Below are 18,975 nucleotides of genomic sequence, written 5' to 3' on the forward strand. Positions count from 1 at the left end.
AGCAGTCTGCCAAGGGAAATCAGGCAACTGTCAAACCTGGAAAAGCTGGATCTTCGTAGAAATCCAGTCCCCATTCCACCAGAGATTTTGGGGCCGAAGGTTTACTACCAAAATCCGGGTAATGTGAATGAAATTCTCGATTTCTATTTTCGGGTGCAAGATCCAGCAGAAAGCGAACCCTTCTACGAAGCAAAATTCTTGATTGTTGGCGAAGGAGGAGCCGGTAAAACCTCTTTAGCTAATAAAATCAAAAACGAAACCTATAAACTCCAGGCAGAAGAGAAATCAACCCAAGGCATTGACGTGATTCGGTGGCACTTTACACAGCCCAATGGCAAAGATTTTCGTGTCAACATCTGGGATTTTGGCGGTCAGGAAATCTACCATCAAACCCATCAGTTTTTCCTCAGCAAGCGTTCTCTCTATGCTTTAGTTGCCGACACTCGCAAAGAAAACACTGATTTTTACTGGTGGCTGAAAGTTGTCGAACTCTTGAGCGACAAAAGCCCAGTTCTCATCATCAAAAACGAAAAACAAGACCGTCAGTGCGAAGTCAATGAAGGCCAGTTACGAGGAGAATTTAGCAATCTGGAGAAAATACTGGCAACCAATTTCAGTAAATCGCAAAGTTTTTTCCAAGAGAGCGATCGCCAATATTTTGTAACTTGAGATACATTTTCTGCGAAACTATCTTAACCCGTAGGCTGGGATAAATTACTTTTACTTATAGTTAAGCAACTTTTAACGATTGCTAACCCGATGGAATATAAATACCTTTAACACTTCCATATTTGCGCTCAACAACTTGACGTAGAAAAGCTAACATTTGTTTAAGACAGAAAAGGTTACGATAAATTAATCGCCTACCCTTTCGTTTTCGACTAATCTTAAACCAAAGAAGATAAACCCAAATATTGACTAACACAAAAGAAATACCAACATATAATAATCTCAATACGGGCTTCTTATTATTTGTTCTGATTCGACATAGATTTTTTAATCTATAACTGCTTTCAATTCCAAATCTTTTTCGATAATCTTGATGAATGTAAGATAGGTTTATTTTCGACTTATAAACAACATAAGCAAAGTATTCAATACCATGTTGTTTTCTTGTCCCTTTTTTGTATTTGCAGATAATCCATAAGCTAAAGGTAACATTATTATCTTTCTCTTCACCCATTGTGTAAGTAGTTTTATAACTACTTCTGCCTTTAAGAAATTGATTTACACCACCCTTTTTTCCTCTTCTAATCGCTGGCATTATAAAGGGAATATCCAAGGCTTGCAACCACCTGATTACAGCGATACTAAAAAATCCTCTATCCAAATACAGTGTTTTTACATTTACTTTAATAGTCTCAAGTTCAGCTAATAAGTAGGTGATAATGGCAACATTTGTATCTAACCAACGTACTCCTCTAATCGCCAGTGTAATCCGTTTCCCCTTGGTTAATATATATAAAGTTGCATAGGCATAAAAAGAACAAGTTCCTGACTTAGCCTGACTTCTATAAATATAAGGGTCTTCATCACTATCAGGTTTCCCATAGTAAGGAATTAAATTTAAATCAATGGCAATTTTATGATATGCATTTTTAATACGATGAGGAATTCTACTTTTGAGAGCTAAATTGATTTGATTTTCTAGCTGCTCAAAATTATTGATTTTATCTAAGTGATACCTGATATCGCTACCACATGGACTACTATTTAAAACTTTTGTTGTATTCTCAATACTATCTCCACTACTTGCTGCTCTCACTAATATTTCAAATAGAGTTTTCTGATCGCAAACTCCTTGGGTCTCAATAGAAATATTTTCACTTAAACAATCCAGAACTTCGTCAAGGGTTTCTGAATCAGTTAGTGCAAGCTGTTTTGGTAAAGTCGTCAATGGTCATTATTTGGGTGGATGTACATTCTTGATAATTTCAGTTTTTGAACCTCTTTTATTGAATATAAGTTTTAATTATAAAATAGGTATTATTTAGAACTAACTTCTACTGAGTGTCTACTTAGCGATCGCTCTTTAGCAAAACTTTGCGATTTACTGAATTTAGAAAATAATCGCGGTTTAACCGAGATTAAAAACGCGATTCAGCTTTACATCAGCAATCTTGACCACGTTGGCACACCTTTACCAAAACTCTGGGTAAGAGTCAGAACCGCCTTAGAGAACGATTCCCGAAATTACATCAGCGTTGAAGAATACTTTAACCTTTGCCGAGTCAATAATTTAACTGACCGTAAAGACATGCTGCGCTTGAGTAGCTATCTTCACGACCTCGGCGTTTGCCTCCACTTTCAAGATGATTCTACACTCAAACACTACGTCATCCTCAAACCGGAATGGGCGACAACTGCCGTTTACAAAGTTTTGGATAATCAAGCTGTCAAGGAAAATCTAGGTTGTTTTACCAAAGACGACCTCAAAAATATTTGGCAAGATGGCGAATATGCAGATATGCGAGATGAACTCCTGCAATTAATGATGCAGTTCAAGCTTTGTTACGAAATCCGCGATCGCCCTAACAATTATATTGCGCCTCAATTGCTTTCCATTGAAAAAGCTAAATATACTTGGGATGATACCCACAACCTTATCCTACGCTACACCTATACATTCATGCCCAAAGGCATCCTCACCCGCTTTATTGTCGAGACGCACCCTTGGATTGAACAGCAAAAACTCGTTTGGAAAAACGGTGTTGTTCTCAACAAAGATCAAACTCGTGCTGAAATCATTGAAAACTACAATCAACGGGAAATTAAAATCCGTGTAGCCGGAAACCGTACAAAAGAATTGATGGCTGTCATCACCCATGAACTCGAAAAAATCCACAACTCTTACGAACGTTTGGAATATCAAACTTTAGTTCCTTGTAATTGCAAAAACTGTGAAGGAAGCCGGACTCCTCATGTTTATTATATGGATGTGCTGTATAGGTTTCGATACGCTCGTCAGTACGAGATCCAATGCCAGAAAAGCTTTCAAATGGTAGATGTCCGCAGGTTAATCGATGATGTAATGTTCCAATCCGCTAAAGCAGATGAGGAAATCAACCCCCAAGTTACACCGTTGCAAAGCGAACTGGAGCAAGAGAGAAATGAATTGTTGACGCATCGGTTACGAGATAGCAAACAAGTAGAAAAAGGTATCATGAATAGTCAATCTGCAATAGAGTTCGAGAAGGAAATTTTTATCTCTTATGCTTGGGGTGGAGAAAGTGAGCAATTTGTCAATAAACTGGATGAAACTTTCCAGGCAAAAGGAATCAAAATCATCCGCGATAAACGCGATTTGGGCTACAAAGGACTAATTAAATCCTTCATGGAACGCATTGGACGCGGTAAATGTGCGATCGCAGTTATTAGTGACAAGTATTTAAAATCTCCCAATTGCATGTTTGAGCTAGTGCAAATTGCTAAAAATGGTGAATTTTATAATCGAATTTTCCCTATTGTGTTAGCGGATGCCCAAATTTATAAGCCTGTTGCAAGACTTAAATATATTAAACATTGGGAAGACGAAATTAAAGAATTAGACGAAGCTATGAAAGGGGTTTCCGCAGCTAATTTGCAGGGATTTCGTGAAGAGATTGACCAATACACCGAGATTCGCAACACGATCGCGGAACTGACTAACCTGCTAAAAGATATGAACACACTCACCCCTGATATTCACAGCAAATCAGACTTTGAGGAATTGTTGAATGCGATCGCACACCGTTTAGATGAGTAAAAATAGACTATTAGTGAAGTTTAAAGGTGAAGCGTTGTCTCCGACGGGCTACTCCTACGACCTTTTTACTCGAAAATTTGTGTTCCAATTACGAATTACGTTAGCGGAGCGGGGCGTTAGCCCATTACGAATTACGAATTGGTATTAGCCACCCAAAAACCTGCTCAACCGTCAAATCCAGTGTTAAAAACTTTGGTGTGGGAAGACAATCGCTACCTATCAACTCAATAGGTTCCTGTCCTGGTGAAAATGCTAAAATCAGTCGTTCCTCTGGATCGATTAACCATCCTAGCTGAGTACCATGTTTAAGGCAGTGCAAAATATTACTGATAACTTTAGTAGCTCTCTGCTCAGGTGAGAGAATTTCTACAGTCCAGTCGGGATAAATTTCAAAAGCATTGGGTACTTCACCATCAGCTTCAAAAGGGATTCGCTCCCAAATGAATACAGCAGCATCGGGAACAATAGAACGTCCACCAAAGCTACAACGCAATTCTGGAAAGGCGAGAGCAATTTGTGACGTTTCGGCAACTTGATTTACAGCATCACAAAACTTGAGTTGCAGACGAGAGTGTTTGCCTTGAGGCATAGGTTTCTGGTAAATTTGACCGTCAATAAACTCACTGGCAGGCTTGGTTTCTGGCAGTTTGAGGAATTCTTCGAGGGTGAGAGACGAAGGAGTTGCTGTTGTCATCGCCTTGAGTTCAGTATCATTGCCACTCTGCCAAAATTTTATCGCTTATATTTTCTGCTGAGATAAATCCATCAAATTTGCCAGCTTGTAAACTACCCGCGCCCCAACATTACCATCCCACTCAGCATCCCCAACTTCGCAGAGATCAAAGCCAATAATTTTTCTCCCACTATTGATCAATTCTCGGAACAGACAAAAAGTTTGCTCTAATTCCAACCCACCTGGAACAGGAGTACCTGTACTCGGACACAGTTTTGGATCTAGACCATCTATATCAAAGCTAATATGAACATACTCAGGTAAATGACTGATAATTTCTCGACATAAATCAATCCAAGTTGTTCCAGAGTAAAGCTTTTGCTTAATAGCTGGGTCGTAATAAGCAATAATGCGACTATCAGATTGGTCAATCATTTGCACTTCATCATGACTAATATCACGCAAACCCACCTGCACCAGCTTGGAAATTTGCGGTATTTTCATCGCATTAAACATAATAGACGCATGGGAAAACTCAAATCCCTCATAAGCATCGCGTAAATCTGCGTGGGCATCAATATGCAAAATGCCATAGTTTGAGTATTTAGCCGCTAATGCTTGAAAATAACCTAAAGGTGAACTGTGATCTCCACCAATAACCGCAACTCGCTTACCATGATTAATTGCTTCTTGACAATTTTCAAACAGCCATTGATTAACCTGTTCACCAGCCTGATTAATTTCTGTCAGGACAGGTGTTAAATCTGGTGTATCTGAGAGTTGTTTACCTTGGGCTAATCGCTCAATAATTTTTGCTGCCAAGGTGCGATAGTATGTGTTCTTCTCTAAAATATCTTGGGGAATTTCCACCATGAAAATTCCCTGCTTCCAACCATTAGGGTTATCAAAATCGAACAAATCTAGTTGAGTCGAAGCATCTAGAATTCGCTGTGGGCCATTAGCAGTGCCAGCGCCATAGGAAACAGTGACTTCCCACGGCACACCAAAGACAATCAGGTTTGCAGACTCGTAATCGCAAGGCAAACCTAAGAGATTGCCATTTACTTCACCTACGCCGCTGGGATTGTAGTCTTGTAGTTGATTACTCATCAAATATCTTCTGGATTTAGGTAGATGGACAGCACGCCGCCGAGTGGACATCTGCATTGTAATACAAACAAACAAAGTAAAAAGTGGGGAAGAAGAACTATTGATCCATACCCAATCCCCAATTCCCAATAACTATTTACCAATATCTTCATTCCATAGTTCGGGGTTAGCTTCAATAAACTCACTCATCATTTGTTCGCATTCGTCAAGATTAAGATCAATTACTTCCACACCGTGAGATACCATAAATTCTTTAGCACCAGGAAAAGTTCTGGATTCTCCAGCGATGACTTTTTTAATGCCAAATTGTACCACTGCCCCAGCGCACAAGTAACACGGCATTAAGGTTGAATAGAGTGTTGTACCTCTATAACTGCCAACCCTTCCAGCATTGCGGAGACAATCGATTTCGGCATGGGTGACAGGATCGCCGTCTTGCACACGTTTATTGTGTCCTCTGCCGAGAATTTTGCCATCCTTGACGAGAACCGAACCAATGGGAATTCCACCTTCTTGTCTGCCTTGTTTGGCTTCCTGAATTGCGGCTTTGATAAACTCATCCATATTAATAATTCTCCTTTTATGTCAAAACAACTAGTATTAATGGATCACGATGGTGGTGTAGATGATTATCTAGCAACTATGCTGCTGTTGACGATGGATCATATTGAACTCCTTGGTGTTGTCGTCACTCCAGCAGATTGTTACGTTCAACCGGCTGTTAGCGCCACACGTAAAATTATAGATTTGATGGGATTTTCTCATATCCCGGTTGCAGAAAGTACTGTGCGCGGGATTAATCCATTTCCTACTCTCTATCGCCGTGATTCGTTTATCGTTGACCATCTCCCCATTCTCAATCAAAGGGAAACCATCACTACGCCTCTGCTTGCCGAAACAGGTCAAGATTTTATGATCCAGGTGTTACGTGACGCATCAAGCCCTGTAACGTTGATGGTAACGGGGCCGTTGACGACGGTTGCAGTAGCATTGGACAAAGCACCAGACATTGAAGCCAAGATTCACAAGATTGTGTGGATGGGGGGTGCATTAAATGTCCCTGGTAATGTAGAAAAAAGTCTGGAAGCGGGACAAGATGGTTCTGCTGAATGGAATGTTTATTGGGACGCGGTTTCAGCTGCGCGGGTATGGCAAACCCAAATTGAAATTATTATGTGTCCTTTAGATTTAACTAACAATGTCCCTGTCACATCGGAATTAGTGCAAAAAATGGGACGACAGCGCCAGTATTCCATCTCTGATTTAGCTGGACAATGTTATGCACTAGTTATCCCCCAAGATTATTATTTTTGGGATGTTTTAGCAACAGCTTATTTGGGACATCCAGAATTTTATCAACTGCGCGAATGGGAAACAGAAATTATCACCACTGGCCTTAGTCAGGGGCGTACTAAAGTAGTACCCGGTAGTCGGAAAATTTATGCAATGGATAAAGTCGATAAAGATGCTTTTTATAATTACATTTTGCAGCAATGGGCAAGATAAAAATAAGCCACTACAGCTTATAGTTTTGCTTCATGAGATAAGAGATCGTTTCCTTAATAGTAATATTCATAGTGTTGCCCAAAGAAATGGCTTAATACCAATTTAATGTGAAGTTGCACATATCTTGATCCCCCTAAATCCCCCTTAAAAAGGGGGACTTTGAATTCCCCCCTTTATAAGGCTACGGTGTACACACAAGTCCTAAATGCATTCATTGAGTCTCTGACTCCATGCCAGATCGGAGGCAGAGCCTCCACGAGGAGCATTCCCATGTAGAACATGGGAACGAGATAAAAACGAGGTAAACGAGATAAACAAGAGAAGAATGGAAAATCAAGCTTTTTTCGACTTGTGTGTACACCGTAGCCTTTATAAGGGGGGCTAGGGGGGATCGAATTCTATGCAGCTTCATAAAGAAATGGCTTAAGTCAAGGCTTCAGTTAGCTAAGTCTGCGTAGGATTAAGAAGCAGAGGGGCAGGGAATGTGGGCAATACTTGTCGGGTTTTGGGGAAAAGTAAAGAAAAAACCTTGAACCTTTTCCCCAAACCCAATTCCGAGTTAAGAATACAAAACCCAAGCAGTATTGGAAGTGTGGGGAGTTTTCTGCCCCATCTCCTCATCTTCTCCATACCTTATACAAAACCTTAGAAGAATCCTCTTGTCGGCAGAGGTGTGCCGTTAATTTCGTAGTCTCCGATTGCACGGGCTTTGAAGTGACTGGGGTTATGTGATGCCAAAGTCCGGGCGTTTCGCCAATGACGATCGTAGTTGTAGCTTTGCTTGGTCGTTGAAGCTCCACCAACTTCAAATAGTAGGGTAGCAGAACGTAGTGCCAAGTCATCGACAATCAATTTGGCTTTGGCTGCACTTAAAGAAGCTGCTAGCGCTGCTGCTGTTTCCGACTCTTCACCCTGGGCTTGGGTAGTAGAGAGGCGATCGCGATCGCGCTCGGTTGCCCCCAGCGCGATAAAATCCAACAGGGTTTGCAGTTCGGGAGAGTTGGCTGTGACAGAAGCAGAGAACTCAAAGGTGGAATCTAAAGCTTTTTCTTCAATGTGGGTCATGGTTTTTCTCTCTGAATATTTTTGGAATAGCTACATTTAGCTGACAGATGCGGTTGTGGGCTGGAAGAAGCGGTTAGTAGGGCGAGCAAGTCCCAGATTTTCGCGCAGCGTCTTGCCTTCGTACTCCTGGCGGAAAATCCCACGTCGTTGGAGTTCTGGCACAACCTTGTCTACAAAATCATTCAGCCCTTCAGGAAGAAAAGGGAACATAACATTGAAGCCATCAGACCCTTCCTCGGTCAGCCATTGCTCCATCTCATCGGCGATCGTTTGGGGTGTACCGACGAAAGCCAGCCCACCATAACTACCGATACGTTGCGCCAGCTGACGAATCGTCAGGCTCTCACGTTGCGCTAAGGCGATTACTCTTTCTCGTGAAGAGTGACCACCGTTATTCGGTGGGATTTCTGGCAAGGGGCCATCCGGGTCAAAACCCGAAACGTCGTAGCCAATAGCACTATTGAGGCTGGCAATTCCACTGTCATAATGTACTAGGCTATCCAAATAAACACGCTTGGCCTGTGCCTCTGCGACGGTTTCCCCCACGATGACTAAAGCACCTGGAAGGATTTTTATGCTGTCTGGGTCACGTCCGATTGCCTGCGCTCGTCCCTTAATGTCCGCAAATAAAGCTTTGCCAGCCTCCAGATTACTAGCAGGTGCAAACACAGCCTCGGCGGTTTCGGCAGCTAATTGCCGTCCGGCTTCGGATGCGCCTGCCTGAACGATTACCGGCCAACCTTGGACAGGTCTGGCGATGTTCAATGGCCCTCGCACCGAGAGATATTTTCCCTGATGATTCAGAACGTGAAGCTTTGCAGGGTCGAAATAAATCCCTGCTTCCACATCCCGAATAAACGCATCATCAGCAAAGGAATCCCAAAGACCTGTGACAACATCATAAAATTCTCTAGCCCGCCGATAGCGTTCATCATGCTCTACCTCTTCTTCTAATCCAAAGTTGAGGGCTGCGTCTGGATTGGCTGTGGTGACGATGTTCCAGCCAGCGCGACCGCCACTGATATGATCGAGAGACGCAAAGCGGCGAGCGATGTGGTAAGGCTGGTCATAAGTCGTGGAAGCGGTAGCTGCCAGCCCAATGTGTTCGGTGACGCTGGCAAGAGCAGAAAGCAGGGTAAAAGGCTCGAAAGAAGTGACCGTATGGCTGCGTTTGAGCGCGTTGACTGGCATATTCAGCACCGCTAAGTGATCGGCCATGAAGAATGCGTCAAATTTGCCTTGTTCTAGTTTTTGAATAAATTGTTTCAGCGCTGGGAAGTTGAAATTAGCGTCAGGCAAAGCCCCAGGATAGCGCCAAGCGCCAGTATGTATGCTGACTGGGCGCATGAATGCACCTAGTTTTAATTGCTTCGATCTGCTCATCTTAAATGGGTTATTTAGTGAATACAAGTTTTTAAGCATGGGAAAGACAGCCGATGTAACGGGCGATCGCTTTTGCAACTCAAGAGTCGCTAGTCACGAGCGCGATCTGCGCTTCGCTATCGCAGTCGTAACCTTTACTACCCACGGTTTGGATCTCTGTAGCACTCACACGCGGTTCTGCTCTACATACTTCAGCCTCGATCTTTAGTCTTTCAATAAGGCTGAGGTATGTCCCCACTGTCCAGTAAAGACAAATTCTTTCAACGGCTTGCGGACACGGGGAGCCAGTTCGCGATCGCGTAGTCCATCAGGGAGGCTTTGGGGATCGCCAGGATAACCAACTGTCACTACAGTTGCAGGCTCATAGTCTTCTGGAATTTGGTATATTTCTCTCGCGGTATCTGCATTAAATCCCGCTATTTGATGGGCAAATAAACCAAGAGAAGTCGCCTGAAGGATCAGGTTTTCTAAAGCCAGCCCGACATCATGAAATGCATGTCTGTTTGTTTTCCCGTCGTCAGTAAGGATTTTAGCGACTGCAAGTATCAGTACCGGAGCATTTTTCGCCCATCCTTGATTAAACTCCACCAAGGTACTAAGTAGACGATTGTATTCCGTTGAGTCATCTTTGGTGGCAACAATAAAGCTCCAAGGCTGATGATTGTAGGAAGAAGGTGCCCAACGAGCTGCTTCTAGCAATGAGAGTAGTTTATCCTGCTCAACTGAGCGATCGGCAAAAGCTCTAGGACTCCAACGACTCTGGATCAAGTCATGAACAGGGTATTGTGTTTGGGCAAGTTTCTGCGTCATTTTAATGAATTTCCTTATCGATACTCAGTAAGTTGCCAATTGAAGATAACTAGGATTAAGAAACGGAAACTTTTAGCCTTTTTTAAAAAACTTAGCAAAGCTAACAATCTAGGCTTTCATTGATTTTTAGATGTAAATAGTGAGCTAGCATGAGCAATCCAGCATTGTAGGATAGAAACAACTTTGTTGATTAATTATATAATACGGTAAATTTATCGATTTATAGTATTATACTTTCAATGGCGATCGCTTCCTTTGATATATTGCTTGTATTTCTCCATGCCCATTGACTATTTAGCGTGAAGGATTAACCCGTGGTCAAACTAATTTTACCGATAGAACTTACTACCGAGATTGAGCCACACCTACCATCGGATACAAAATTTGTGCGGGTAGATAGTGATGGTAATTTTGATAGCGATCCTAGTGATGCTGAAGTTTATCTCAATGGGTTTAAATTGAAGCCAACCACTCTACATAAGGTGCTGGCGGCTGCTCCTGGAATACGTTGGCAACAAACTCCTAGTGCTGGTGTAAATCACATTTTGACACCGATTTTTCTCGAACACGATATTATTCTGACTAATGGCGCGGGGGTTCATGCGATTCCGATTTCGGAATTTGTCTTAAGTTTGATTCTCTATCACGCCAAACAGTTACGGCAATTGCAAGCAGATCACGATCAACGCAAATGGGAAAAAAGCTGGTTAGTACTACCAGAGTTAGCAAATTCAACTGTGTTAATTCTTGGTACTGGAAACATAGGTCAAGCGATCGCAGCTCGGATTAAACCATTTGGGGCGAGAGTTTGGGGCGGTCGTCGTCATCCACAGCCTCTAACAAATTTTGATAAAGTCGTCGGCACAAATGAATGGCACGCATTGTTACCAGAAGTTGACTATATAATTGTGGCGACACCTCTAACACCAGAAACCAAAGCCTTAATTGATGAAACAGTACTGCGATCGCTACCCAGTCATGCTTATTTAATTAATGTCGGTCGAGGTGCAGTTGTGGATGAATCAGCCTTAACTAAGGCTCTCACTGAAGGCTGGATTGCAGGTGCAGGATTAGACACAGTTTCTATTGAACCCTTACCGCCAGAAAGTCCTCTATGGTTATTACCTAACTTGTTTATTACACCCCATACTTCCGCAATTTCCCCAGCATTAAAAGGACGCATTACAGACTTGTTCCTTGATAACTTAGAGCGTTACCGAGGCAATAAGCCTTTACGGAATGTAGTCAATAAGAAAGCAGGATACTAATTGACTGTTAAAGAAGAATTCAGAAGTCAGAATTCAGGAGCGGAGCCGGAGACTCCGAAAGCTCCGGTCAGAATGAATCAGTGGCGGGTCTGAATCCCCCACTGATTAAAGACCACTAAATCTTTGATTTAGTGGGGGTCTTAAACCCTGGATTCATCCACTATGAAGTTCAAAATTCATTCTGTTAGCGGTAGCGGGGCGTTTAGCCCATTCTGGCTACTGACTCCTGAATTCTGTTTCGATAAATTTATAAAGCGATAATTATGAATACAAAAACTTTTCAAGTCTCGGCGGCACAGAGTGTAATTACCACTGATGTCTTAGTTCTGGGTGGCGGGCCGGCTGGTACTTGGGCAGCACTTTCAGCAGCAAAGCAAGGTGTCCGTGTCATCCTAGCGGATAAGGGGTATTGCGGTACATCAGGGGCAACAGCTCCATCCAATACTGGCGCATGGTATCTTCCCAAAGGCGCAGAACGTGATGCAGAAATTGAGCGTCGGCTGTCTCGCTCATCAGGACTTGCCGATCGCCGTTGGTTGCAGCGTGTGATTGAGCAGGCACAAATAGGTTTAGATGATTTAGGGGATAACGGCTATCCTTTTCCTTTTGATGAGCAGGGCAATCCCTACCGTGCTAACTTGCGCGGGCCAGATTATATGCGCTTCATGCGCCAAAGAGCGATCGCAGCTGGTGTACGCATTCTTGATCATCATCCCGCACTCGAACTACTTTGGGCCGATGGTGCGATCGCAGGTGCGGCAGGTATTCATCCCCGCACTGGGAATCGCTGGGAAGTCAGAGCAGGTGCCGTTGTGCTGGCGACTGGCGGATGCGCTTTTCTGTCTCATGCATTAGGTTGCGATGGTAATACCGGTGATGGTTATCTCATGGCAGCAGAGGCAGGAGTCAGGCTATCTGGAATGGAATTTTCCTCACAATATGGCTTGTCACCCGCTCATACTTCCGTGACCAAGGGATTGACCTTTACCTTCGCCAGTTTTTATCTGGAGGATGGCTCTCCCTTACCGGAAACTGGGGAAGACCGAGCTGTACGTATTGCACGCCAGTTGCTTGCGGGTGAGAAAGTGTATGCCTTGATGAATCGCGGCAACCCTATGGAACATGAATGGTTGCGCCAGGGTCAACCTAACTGCTTTCTCCCATTTGAGAGGATTGGTTTAGATCCATTCCAGCAACCCTTCCCAGTGACACTACGTTCAGAAGGAACTGTTCGCGGCGTAGGTGGACTGGAAATTATCAACAATGATTGCGCTACAAAAGTGCCGGGACTTTATGCCGTCGGTGATGCAGCCTCTCGGGAAAATCTGACAGGGGCAGTTTCAGGAGGGGGAAGCCCTAATGCATCCTGGGCGATCGCTAGTGGGACTTGGAGTGGTCGCGCAGCAGCACTTTTTGCTGCCTCTTTAGGCGACAAAGCCGGGACACGCTTGGTTCGTGGTTTAGGTCAAGCAGGTTTGCGTCCCCGTAAACAGCCGCTAGAGAATGAGCTAATATCGGAAGCGATTAGTGCTGTTCAGGCTGAAACCTTGCCGCTTGATGTTAATTTCTTTCGTTCTGGAGCGAGGATAGCGCTATCACGTCAACGTTTGGATGCAGTATGGACAGATATTCGAGATTATCTAGTAGGTGAAGGTCGCAATGCTCTACGCGCACGGGAAGCTGCGGCGATGGCGGCCACAGCTCGCTGGATCTGGGCGAGTGCGGATGCACGTAAAGAAAGTAGAGGAATGCACCGACGCATGGATTTTACAAAAACTGACGTGCAACAAACAAGAAGAATATTTACCAGTGGTATCGATGATGTTGTGGTTGTCGCCGCAGAAAATCAGTTGCAAGAGGTAGCGTAATGATTGAAATTGTTGATAGCGATCGCTGTATCGGCTGTGATATCTGCGTAAAAGTTTGTCCGCGCGATGTCTTTGATTCTGGAGACGATGGAATAGCTGTAATTGCTCGTAAATCAGATTGTCAGACTTGTTTTTTGTGCGAGTTGTATTGCCCTGTTGATGCGCTCTATGTCTCGCCTTATGCCGAACTGGATGATGAGGTTGATACAGAACAGTTAATTACCCAAAACTTACTGGGTAGTTACACCCGTAACATGGGTTGGCATCATGGCAAAATGGGAGGGACTGACAAAGATCCAACTCAACAACTTAGAATTTTGAATAGGGCAAGACAGGATAATGCAAGATTGAATGAAACTTAACGAAGGCAGGAGGCAGGAGGCAGGGGGCAGGAGACTACCTAATTTAGGATGATTGCATTTACGGACTATAGCCTAGTCATAAAAAGGCTTTGAACGTTTTCGGAGATGTCTAGTAGACGCGCTTTGCGTAGCTTTTTGTAAAGACAAGATACTATATCTGCATACACCATAGTTGCAGATAGCGATCGCCCAGCCCCTAATAGTCCGCCACACAAAGTTTACGTGGTGGCGTTTAGGCAAAAAGAGGTAAAATCAAGGCTTTTAACCCGCGTAAGCGGGTTTTGCCTGTGCAACCATGACTTCCAGCCGCCTGGTGCAAGATTACTCTATGGGCGATTTCCAGATGGGTGCTGATGCCCTAGTATAGGATGGGGTGTGTAAGGTTCTTCTAAGAATTTGCGCTCTTGATCAGAAAGCTCTAAATCCACTGCCTCGACAGCCTCTTTAAGATATTCTATCTTACTAGCGCCAATTATGGGAGATGTCACACCTGGTTGATGCAATAGCCAAGCTAGGGCAATTTGTGTGGGTTTCACACCTCGTTTTCCGGCTAATTCAACTACGCGATCGACTACTTGAAAATCTGAATCTTGATAGTAGAGATTGTGAGCAAATTCGTCAGTTTTTGCCCGCAGTGTTTGGCCATGGTCTGACTTACTGCGATTTCCTGCTAAAAAGCCCCGCGCCAAGGGACTCCAAGGAATAATACCAATCCCTTGATCTAAGGCTAAGGGTATGACTTCTCGTTCTTCTTCCCGATAAACTAAGTTGTAGTGATTTTGAATTGATACAAAACGAGTCCAGCCGTGAATGTCTGCTGTATAAAGGGCTTTAGCAAACTGCCATGCGTAAACACTAGAAATTCCTAAGTAACGGACTTTACCTGCTTTGACAATATCATGCAGTGCTTCTAGGGTTTCTTCAATTGGTGTTTCATAGTCCCAACGGTGAATTTGGTACAAGTCTACATAATCAGTCTGTAGCCGCCGCAAAGAAGCATCAATGCTGTCAAAAATATGTTTGCGAGATAGTCCTCGATCATTTGGGCCATCGCCGACTTTGCCATGTACTTTAGTAGCAATCACAACTTGATCCCGTTTGGCAAAGTCTTTTAGCGCTCGTCCGACAATTTCTTCACTAGCACCCAAGGAATAGACATCGGCGGTATCAAAGAAATTAATCCCCAATTCCAAAGCCAGTTTGATAAATGGCCGACTTTCTTCTTCTTCTAATACCCATTCGCGCAATTTACGCGAACCATAAGTCATCGTGCCTAGTGTAATACGGGATACTTTGAGTCCAGTTTTGCCAAGATTTACATATTTGATCATACTGTTTGCTCTCTTTTGTTGGGATACTTAATAATGTTGTGACGTTTTTACAGCCAGTTGAGACATCTCCAGAAATTAAATATGCCTTGTCTAGAAACCTTGTAGAGACGTAGCAGTGCTACGTCTCTACATCTTTTTTGGAGATGTCTAATGAAGTTAGGCGATCGCAGCTTCAGCAACAGCCGCAGTTTTGCTAAACTGATTTACTGGACGAGGTAAACCAAGATTTTCCCGCAAGGTTCGTGCTTCATATTCTGTACGGAACAGACCGCGACGTTGCAATTCAGGAATTACCAAGTCTACAAACTCATCTAATCCTCCGGGCAACCAGGGCGGCATAATATTAAAGCCATCTGCCCCGCCATTGACAAACCAATCTTCTAGTTGATCGGCAATTTGTTCTGGTGTGCCTAAAATCTGACGATGCCCACGCGCTCCAGCTATCGACAAATACAGTTGTCGAATCGTTAAATTTTCTCTCTTAGCTAGGTCAATCAGAAGTTGCTGACGGCTTTTACCCCCGTTAGTCTCTGGTAGCTCCGGCAACGGCCCGTCCAATGGATAGCCGGATAGGTCAAATCCACCAATCATTGAACCAAGCAAATTTAAGCCGACCACCGGATCGATCAACTCTTGAATCTGATCGAATCTATCTTTAGCTTCTTGCTCAGTTTTGCCGATGACTGGAAATACACCAGGCATAATCTTGAGATGGTCAGGTGAGCGTCCGTATTGAGCTAGTCTCCCCTTCACATCTTGATAAAAAGCCTGAGCTTCTGCCAAGGTCTGCTGGGCAGTGAAAATTACCTCCGCCGTTTGTGCAGCCAGATTCTTACCATCCTCGGAAGACCCAGCTTGAATGATCACCGGATAACCCTGGATGGGACGCGCCACATTTAGCGGGCCGCGTACTGAAAAATGTTCGCCTTTGTGGTTGGGAACGTGCAGTTTATTTGGATCGAAGTAAATACCCGATTTTTTATCATGTAAGAAGGCATCGTCCTCCCAACTATCCCAAAGTTTCGTGACAACATCCACAAACTCTTTGGCACGCTCATAACGTAGGGTATGCTCCATGTGTTTTTCCCGATTGAAGTTTAACGCTTCAGCTTCAGTCGCGGAAGTCACGAGATTCCAACCGGCACGACCGCCGCTGAGATAATCTAGTGATGCAAACTTGCGGGCGAGGTGATAAGGCTCGTTGTAGGTAGTGGATACTGTTGCTGTCAAACCAATGTTTTCCGTTACTACAGACAGAGCCGACAACAGGGTAAGAGGTTCAAAGTGGACGAGTTTCCCATTTCGGCTTAAAAGGTCGGCGCTTTGATTGCGTTGGCGTAGCCCGCCGTAGGCATCGCGCACAGCCACGCCGTCTGCAAAAAAGATCATGTCAAATTTGCCGCGTTCCGCCGTTTGTGCCAGCCTTTTATAATGCTGAAAGTTCAAACCAGCGTCAACTTCCGCTTCAGGGTGTCGCCATGATGCTACGTGATGGCCAGTGCTGGGCAAAAATGCACCTAGTCTAAGTTGAGGTTTTTTTGTAGTCATGCTTTTTTCTGTTTGGTAAGAAGTGTTTTTAAACGCAGAGGCACGCAAAGTAAGTGCAGAGGAACGCAGAGTTTTGCCGAATTTATACAATGTTGTACTAAGGTGTTATGAGTTATACACGCTAGTTTTTTTAATTTTGAATTGCTTACACTGGCTGGGGTTTGAGTAAATCTGTTTTGGTAACAAATTCACTAAATGCACTTGCAACTTGCTGTGGTAATGCGATGCCTGCGGCGGGCGTAGCCAACGCTTGGGCGATTTGCTGCATATAGGGATAAGTGGCTGGTCGCCTACCGATTGTAGTACCTAAATAACGCTCATCTCCCTGTGTAGGCAAATACCAAAAAACTTCCATTTTCCTATCTCCTGGCGCTATTTATGGCTAATTGTTTCCGGTGTTATAGCTGCATATTGTTCGCTAGTCAGCATCGCTTCCTTAATATTGATAGATTTAGGAATCACTTTTTCTTTGGCAAATAAATCTGCAATTTTCTGTTGATTTTGCATGATTTCTGGCGTAATTGGTCTTAAACCGTAAGTTCGCCTTTCAATCATTGTTGTTAAAATATCTTCATCAATTTTGAGATGAGGAATAGTCAGTTTTACAACTTCCGATCGGTTTTTCTCACCCCATTGCCCTGTGTTATCTATCTCCTCAAGAACTAATCGCACTAATTTTGGGTTTTCTGTAGCAAATTTTCGTGCAGCCATATAATATCCGCCCTGAGTAGAAATGCCACTAGCATCTCGCAAAACACGAGCATTGGCCTTTTTTTGTACCACAGCTAAATAAGGGTCCCAAGTTACCCAGGCATCTATTTTCCCTTGAATAAAAGCATCACGGGCTTCTGAAGGAGGGAGGCTAATGGCTTGAATATCACTATATTTCAAACCAGCCTCTTCTAAAGCTTTTATTAATAAGTAATGGGAAGCAGAACCCTTTTGAAAAACTACTTTTTTACCTTTGAGTTCGGCTAAAGTCCGAATCGGTGAATTATTTTGGACGATAATTCCGCTTCCTTTACCAGTACTGGGCTTATTACTAGCAACATAAACTAAAGATGTACCAGCAGCTTGGGCAAATATCGGGGGAGTCTCGCCTACAGAGCCAATATCAACTCTACCCACATTCATCGCTTCCATCAGTTGTGGCCCGGCGGCAAATTGCGCCCATTCCACAGAAACACCTAAAGGCTTTAGACGTTTTTCTATCAATCCTTTAAGTCTGACAATATCCCCAGAACTTTGATATCCCATTCGGACAACTTTGGTTTTCAAACCATTGGTTGGATTTTCTGAATTTGGGGTTTGGACTGAGCAACTGATTAAGGTTGTTGAGATTGTTAATAATCCAGGTAAAAGTAATAGTGAAAAATGTTGGAAAATCTTAAATCGTGGCTGTTTGAAGGCGGTAATCATGGACGTGATACTTTGTTTTTTATTTGCTTTTGACTAGTCGTAGAGGCGCACATTTGTGCGCCTCTAGTGTTGTATTGCTCCTAACCTAAAGATTTAGACTTTTTGAAGCTGAAGGTTCTTTTGGAACAGTTCTTGAACGTTTTTCCAAGCATCGGCAGCAGCTTCGGCATTGTAGCTGGCGCGATGATTGCAGAAAAAGCCATGTCCTGCACCGGGATAACGAAAGATTGCATGAGTAATCTGATTTTTCTTCAATTCAGCCTCAATTTGTTCTGTATGTTCTAAGGGGATTCCCTGATCATCAAGACCAAAGAAGGCGTAGATGGGGCCTTTAATCTCTGAAGTGCGGGTGATGGTTGGTTCTCCACCGCCAGGAGTTGAGTTAGGAATACCGCCACCATAGAAGGAAGCTGTAACTTTAATGTCTGGTAAAGTGGCAGCTAGGTAAACAACGTGACCACCAAAGCAGAAACCAATGGAACCGATCGCATCTCCTTGCACATTTGGTAGACTTCTTAAATAAGCGATCGCAGCTTTAATATCACTCAGTATTTCATCGGCTGTTGTTTGCTCCTTATAACCTCTCCCTTGCTGCACATCTTCAGGAGTGTATCCACCCTCAAAACCGGGAGCAGTGCGTTGAAATAAATTCGGTGCAATCGCTACATACCCGTCTTTAGCAAATTTCTCAGCAACTTCCCGAATGTGAATGTTAACCCCAAAAATTTCCTGAATCACGATCACAGCTGGGAAGGTTCCCTTTTGGACTGGTTCAGCTAAGTAAGCATCAATTTGCAAATCTCCGTTAGGGACTTTAACTTGACCGGTGCGAATTTCTGTGTTTGTCATCTTAGAATTAGCCTGTAATTGCTTTCAGGACGCGATGT

General features: G+C 43.6%; 18 protein-coding genes and 1 pseudogene. 7 read left to right on the forward strand and 12 right to left on the reverse strand.

Annotated features, from left to right (window positions below; all coding sequences use genetic code 11):
* A pseudogene (locus tag RRG12_RS09970) lies at nt 1-627 on the forward strand (ADP-ribosylation factor-like protein); the annotation flags it as partial.
* Nucleotides 628-751: 124 nt separating this feature from the next.
* Here RRG12_RS09970 and RRG12_RS09975 read toward each other — a convergent pair.
* Nucleotides 752-1,897 (reverse strand): ISH3 family transposase, encoded by a 1,146-nt coding sequence (locus RRG12_RS09975; RefSeq protein WP_420759152.1) that lies wholly within the window; start codon nt 1,895-1,897, stop codon nt 752-754.
* Between the two features lie 300 nt (nt 1,898-2,197).
* Between RRG12_RS09975 and RRG12_RS09980 the strand changes: the two genes are divergently transcribed.
* Nucleotides 2,198-3,745, forward strand: a complete 1,548-nt coding sequence (locus tag RRG12_RS09980; protein ID WP_420759222.1) for a COR domain-containing protein — start codon at nt 2,198-2,200, stop codon at nt 3,743-3,745.
* 124 nt (nt 3,746-3,869) lie between these two features.
* Here RRG12_RS09980 and RRG12_RS09985 read toward each other — a convergent pair whose 3' ends face one another.
* The 3 genes from RRG12_RS09985 to RRG12_RS09995 form a co-directional block, all read right to left on the reverse strand.
* Nucleotides 3,870-4,439, reverse strand: coding sequence for a Uma2 family endonuclease (locus tag RRG12_RS09985; protein ID WP_420759153.1), 570 nt, complete (start codon nt 4,437-4,439; stop codon nt 3,870-3,872).
* A 45-nt stretch (nt 4,440-4,484) separates the two neighbouring features.
* Nucleotides 4,485-5,528, reverse strand: a complete 1,044-nt coding sequence (gene speB, locus RRG12_RS09990; protein ID WP_420759154.1) for an agmatinase SpeB — start codon at nt 5,526-5,528, stop codon at nt 4,485-4,487.
* 132 nt (nt 5,529-5,660) lie between these two features.
* The gene (locus RRG12_RS09995; protein ID WP_069073137.1) at nt 5,661-6,092 is read right to left on the reverse strand and encodes a nucleoside deaminase; all 432 of its coding nucleotides are present in this window, start codon (nt 6,090-6,092) and stop codon (nt 5,661-5,663) included.
* 18 nt (nt 6,093-6,110) lie between these two features.
* Between RRG12_RS09995 and RRG12_RS10000 the strand changes: the two genes are divergently transcribed.
* Entirely contained in the window at nt 6,111-7,034 is a 924-nt protein-coding gene (locus RRG12_RS10000) for a nucleoside hydrolase (RefSeq protein ID WP_069073136.1), read from the forward strand.
* A gap of 645 nt (nt 7,035-7,679) precedes the next feature.
* Here RRG12_RS10000 and RRG12_RS10005 read toward each other — a convergent pair.
* Both RRG12_RS10005 and RRG12_RS10010 read right to left on the reverse strand, forming a co-directional pair.
* Nucleotides 7,680-8,099, reverse strand: a complete 420-nt coding sequence (locus tag RRG12_RS10005; protein ID WP_420759155.1) for a hypothetical protein — start codon at nt 8,097-8,099, stop codon at nt 7,680-7,682.
* A gap of 36 nt (nt 8,100-8,135) precedes the next feature.
* A complete protein-coding gene (locus tag RRG12_RS10010) occupies nt 8,136-9,482 on the reverse strand; it encodes an LLM class flavin-dependent oxidoreductase (protein WP_420759156.1) in 1,347 nt (448 codons plus the stop codon).
* 37 nt (nt 9,483-9,519) lie between these two features.
* Here RRG12_RS10010 and RRG12_RS10015 point away from each other — a divergent pair, with 37 nt between their 5' ends.
* Nucleotides 9,520-9,690, forward strand: a complete 171-nt coding sequence (locus tag RRG12_RS10015) for a hypothetical protein (protein ID WP_176727179.1) — start codon at nt 9,520-9,522, stop codon at nt 9,688-9,690.
* On the opposite strand, the gene RRG12_RS10020 is transcribed toward RRG12_RS10015, so the two are convergent.
* Entirely contained in the window at nt 9,687-10,292 is a 606-nt protein-coding gene (locus RRG12_RS10020; RefSeq protein WP_069073981.1) for a nitroreductase family protein, read from the reverse strand. The genes RRG12_RS10015 and RRG12_RS10020 overlap by 4 nt on opposite strands.
* Before the next feature lie 314 nt (nt 10,293-10,606).
* Between RRG12_RS10020 and RRG12_RS10025 the strand changes: the two genes are divergently transcribed.
* The 3 genes from RRG12_RS10025 to RRG12_RS10035 all read left to right on the forward strand — a co-directional run bounded on the left by RRG12_RS10025 (nt 10,607) and on the right by RRG12_RS10035 (nt 13,790).
* Nucleotides 10,607-11,560 carry a D-2-hydroxyacid dehydrogenase gene (locus tag RRG12_RS10025; protein WP_420759157.1) on the forward strand — a complete coding sequence of 318 codons (954 nt, stop codon included), beginning with the start codon at nt 10,607-10,609 and terminating at the stop codon, nt 11,558-11,560.
* A gap of 263 nt (nt 11,561-11,823) precedes the next feature.
* Nucleotides 11,824-13,428 carry an FAD-dependent oxidoreductase gene (locus RRG12_RS10030; RefSeq protein WP_420759158.1) on the forward strand — a complete coding sequence of 535 codons (1,605 nt, stop codon included), beginning with the start codon at nt 11,824-11,826 and terminating at the stop codon, nt 13,426-13,428.
* Nucleotides 13,428-13,790 (forward strand): 4Fe-4S dicluster domain-containing protein, encoded by a 363-nt coding sequence (locus RRG12_RS10035; RefSeq protein WP_069073978.1) that lies wholly within the window; start codon nt 13,428-13,430, stop codon nt 13,788-13,790. Before RRG12_RS10030 ends, RRG12_RS10035 begins: the two co-directional genes overlap by 1 nt.
* A 326-nt stretch (nt 13,791-14,116) precedes the next feature.
* On the opposite strand, the gene RRG12_RS10040 is transcribed toward RRG12_RS10035, so the two are convergent.
* From RRG12_RS10040 to RRG12_RS10060, 5 genes are all read right to left on the reverse strand, one after another.
* On the reverse strand, nt 14,117-15,121 hold the full coding sequence (locus tag RRG12_RS10040) for an aldo/keto reductase (protein ID WP_420759159.1): 1,005 nt from the start codon (nt 15,119-15,121) through the stop codon (nt 14,117-14,119).
* Nucleotides 15,122-15,277: 156 nt separating this feature from the next.
* Entirely contained in the window at nt 15,278-16,669 is a 1,392-nt protein-coding gene (locus RRG12_RS10045; RefSeq protein WP_069073977.1) for an LLM class flavin-dependent oxidoreductase, read from the reverse strand.
* 145 nt (nt 16,670-16,814) lie between these two features.
* Nucleotides 16,815-17,024: a hypothetical protein gene (locus tag RRG12_RS10050; RefSeq protein ID WP_069073976.1), complete on the reverse strand. Its 210-nt coding sequence runs from the start codon at nt 17,022-17,024 to the stop codon at nt 16,815-16,817.
* Between the two features lie 17 nt (nt 17,025-17,041).
* Nucleotides 17,042-18,088 (reverse strand): sulfonate ABC transporter substrate-binding protein, encoded by a 1,047-nt coding sequence (locus RRG12_RS10055; RefSeq protein ID WP_420759160.1) that lies wholly within the window; start codon nt 18,086-18,088, stop codon nt 17,042-17,044.
* 93 nt (nt 18,089-18,181) lie between these two features.
* Nucleotides 18,182-18,937, reverse strand: coding sequence for a dienelactone hydrolase family protein (locus RRG12_RS10060; RefSeq protein ID WP_420759161.1), 756 nt, complete (start codon nt 18,935-18,937; stop codon nt 18,182-18,184).
* Between the last annotated feature and the right edge of the window lie 38 nt (nt 18,938-18,975).

This window comes from Nostoc sp. CALU 546 (assembly GCF_048836525.1).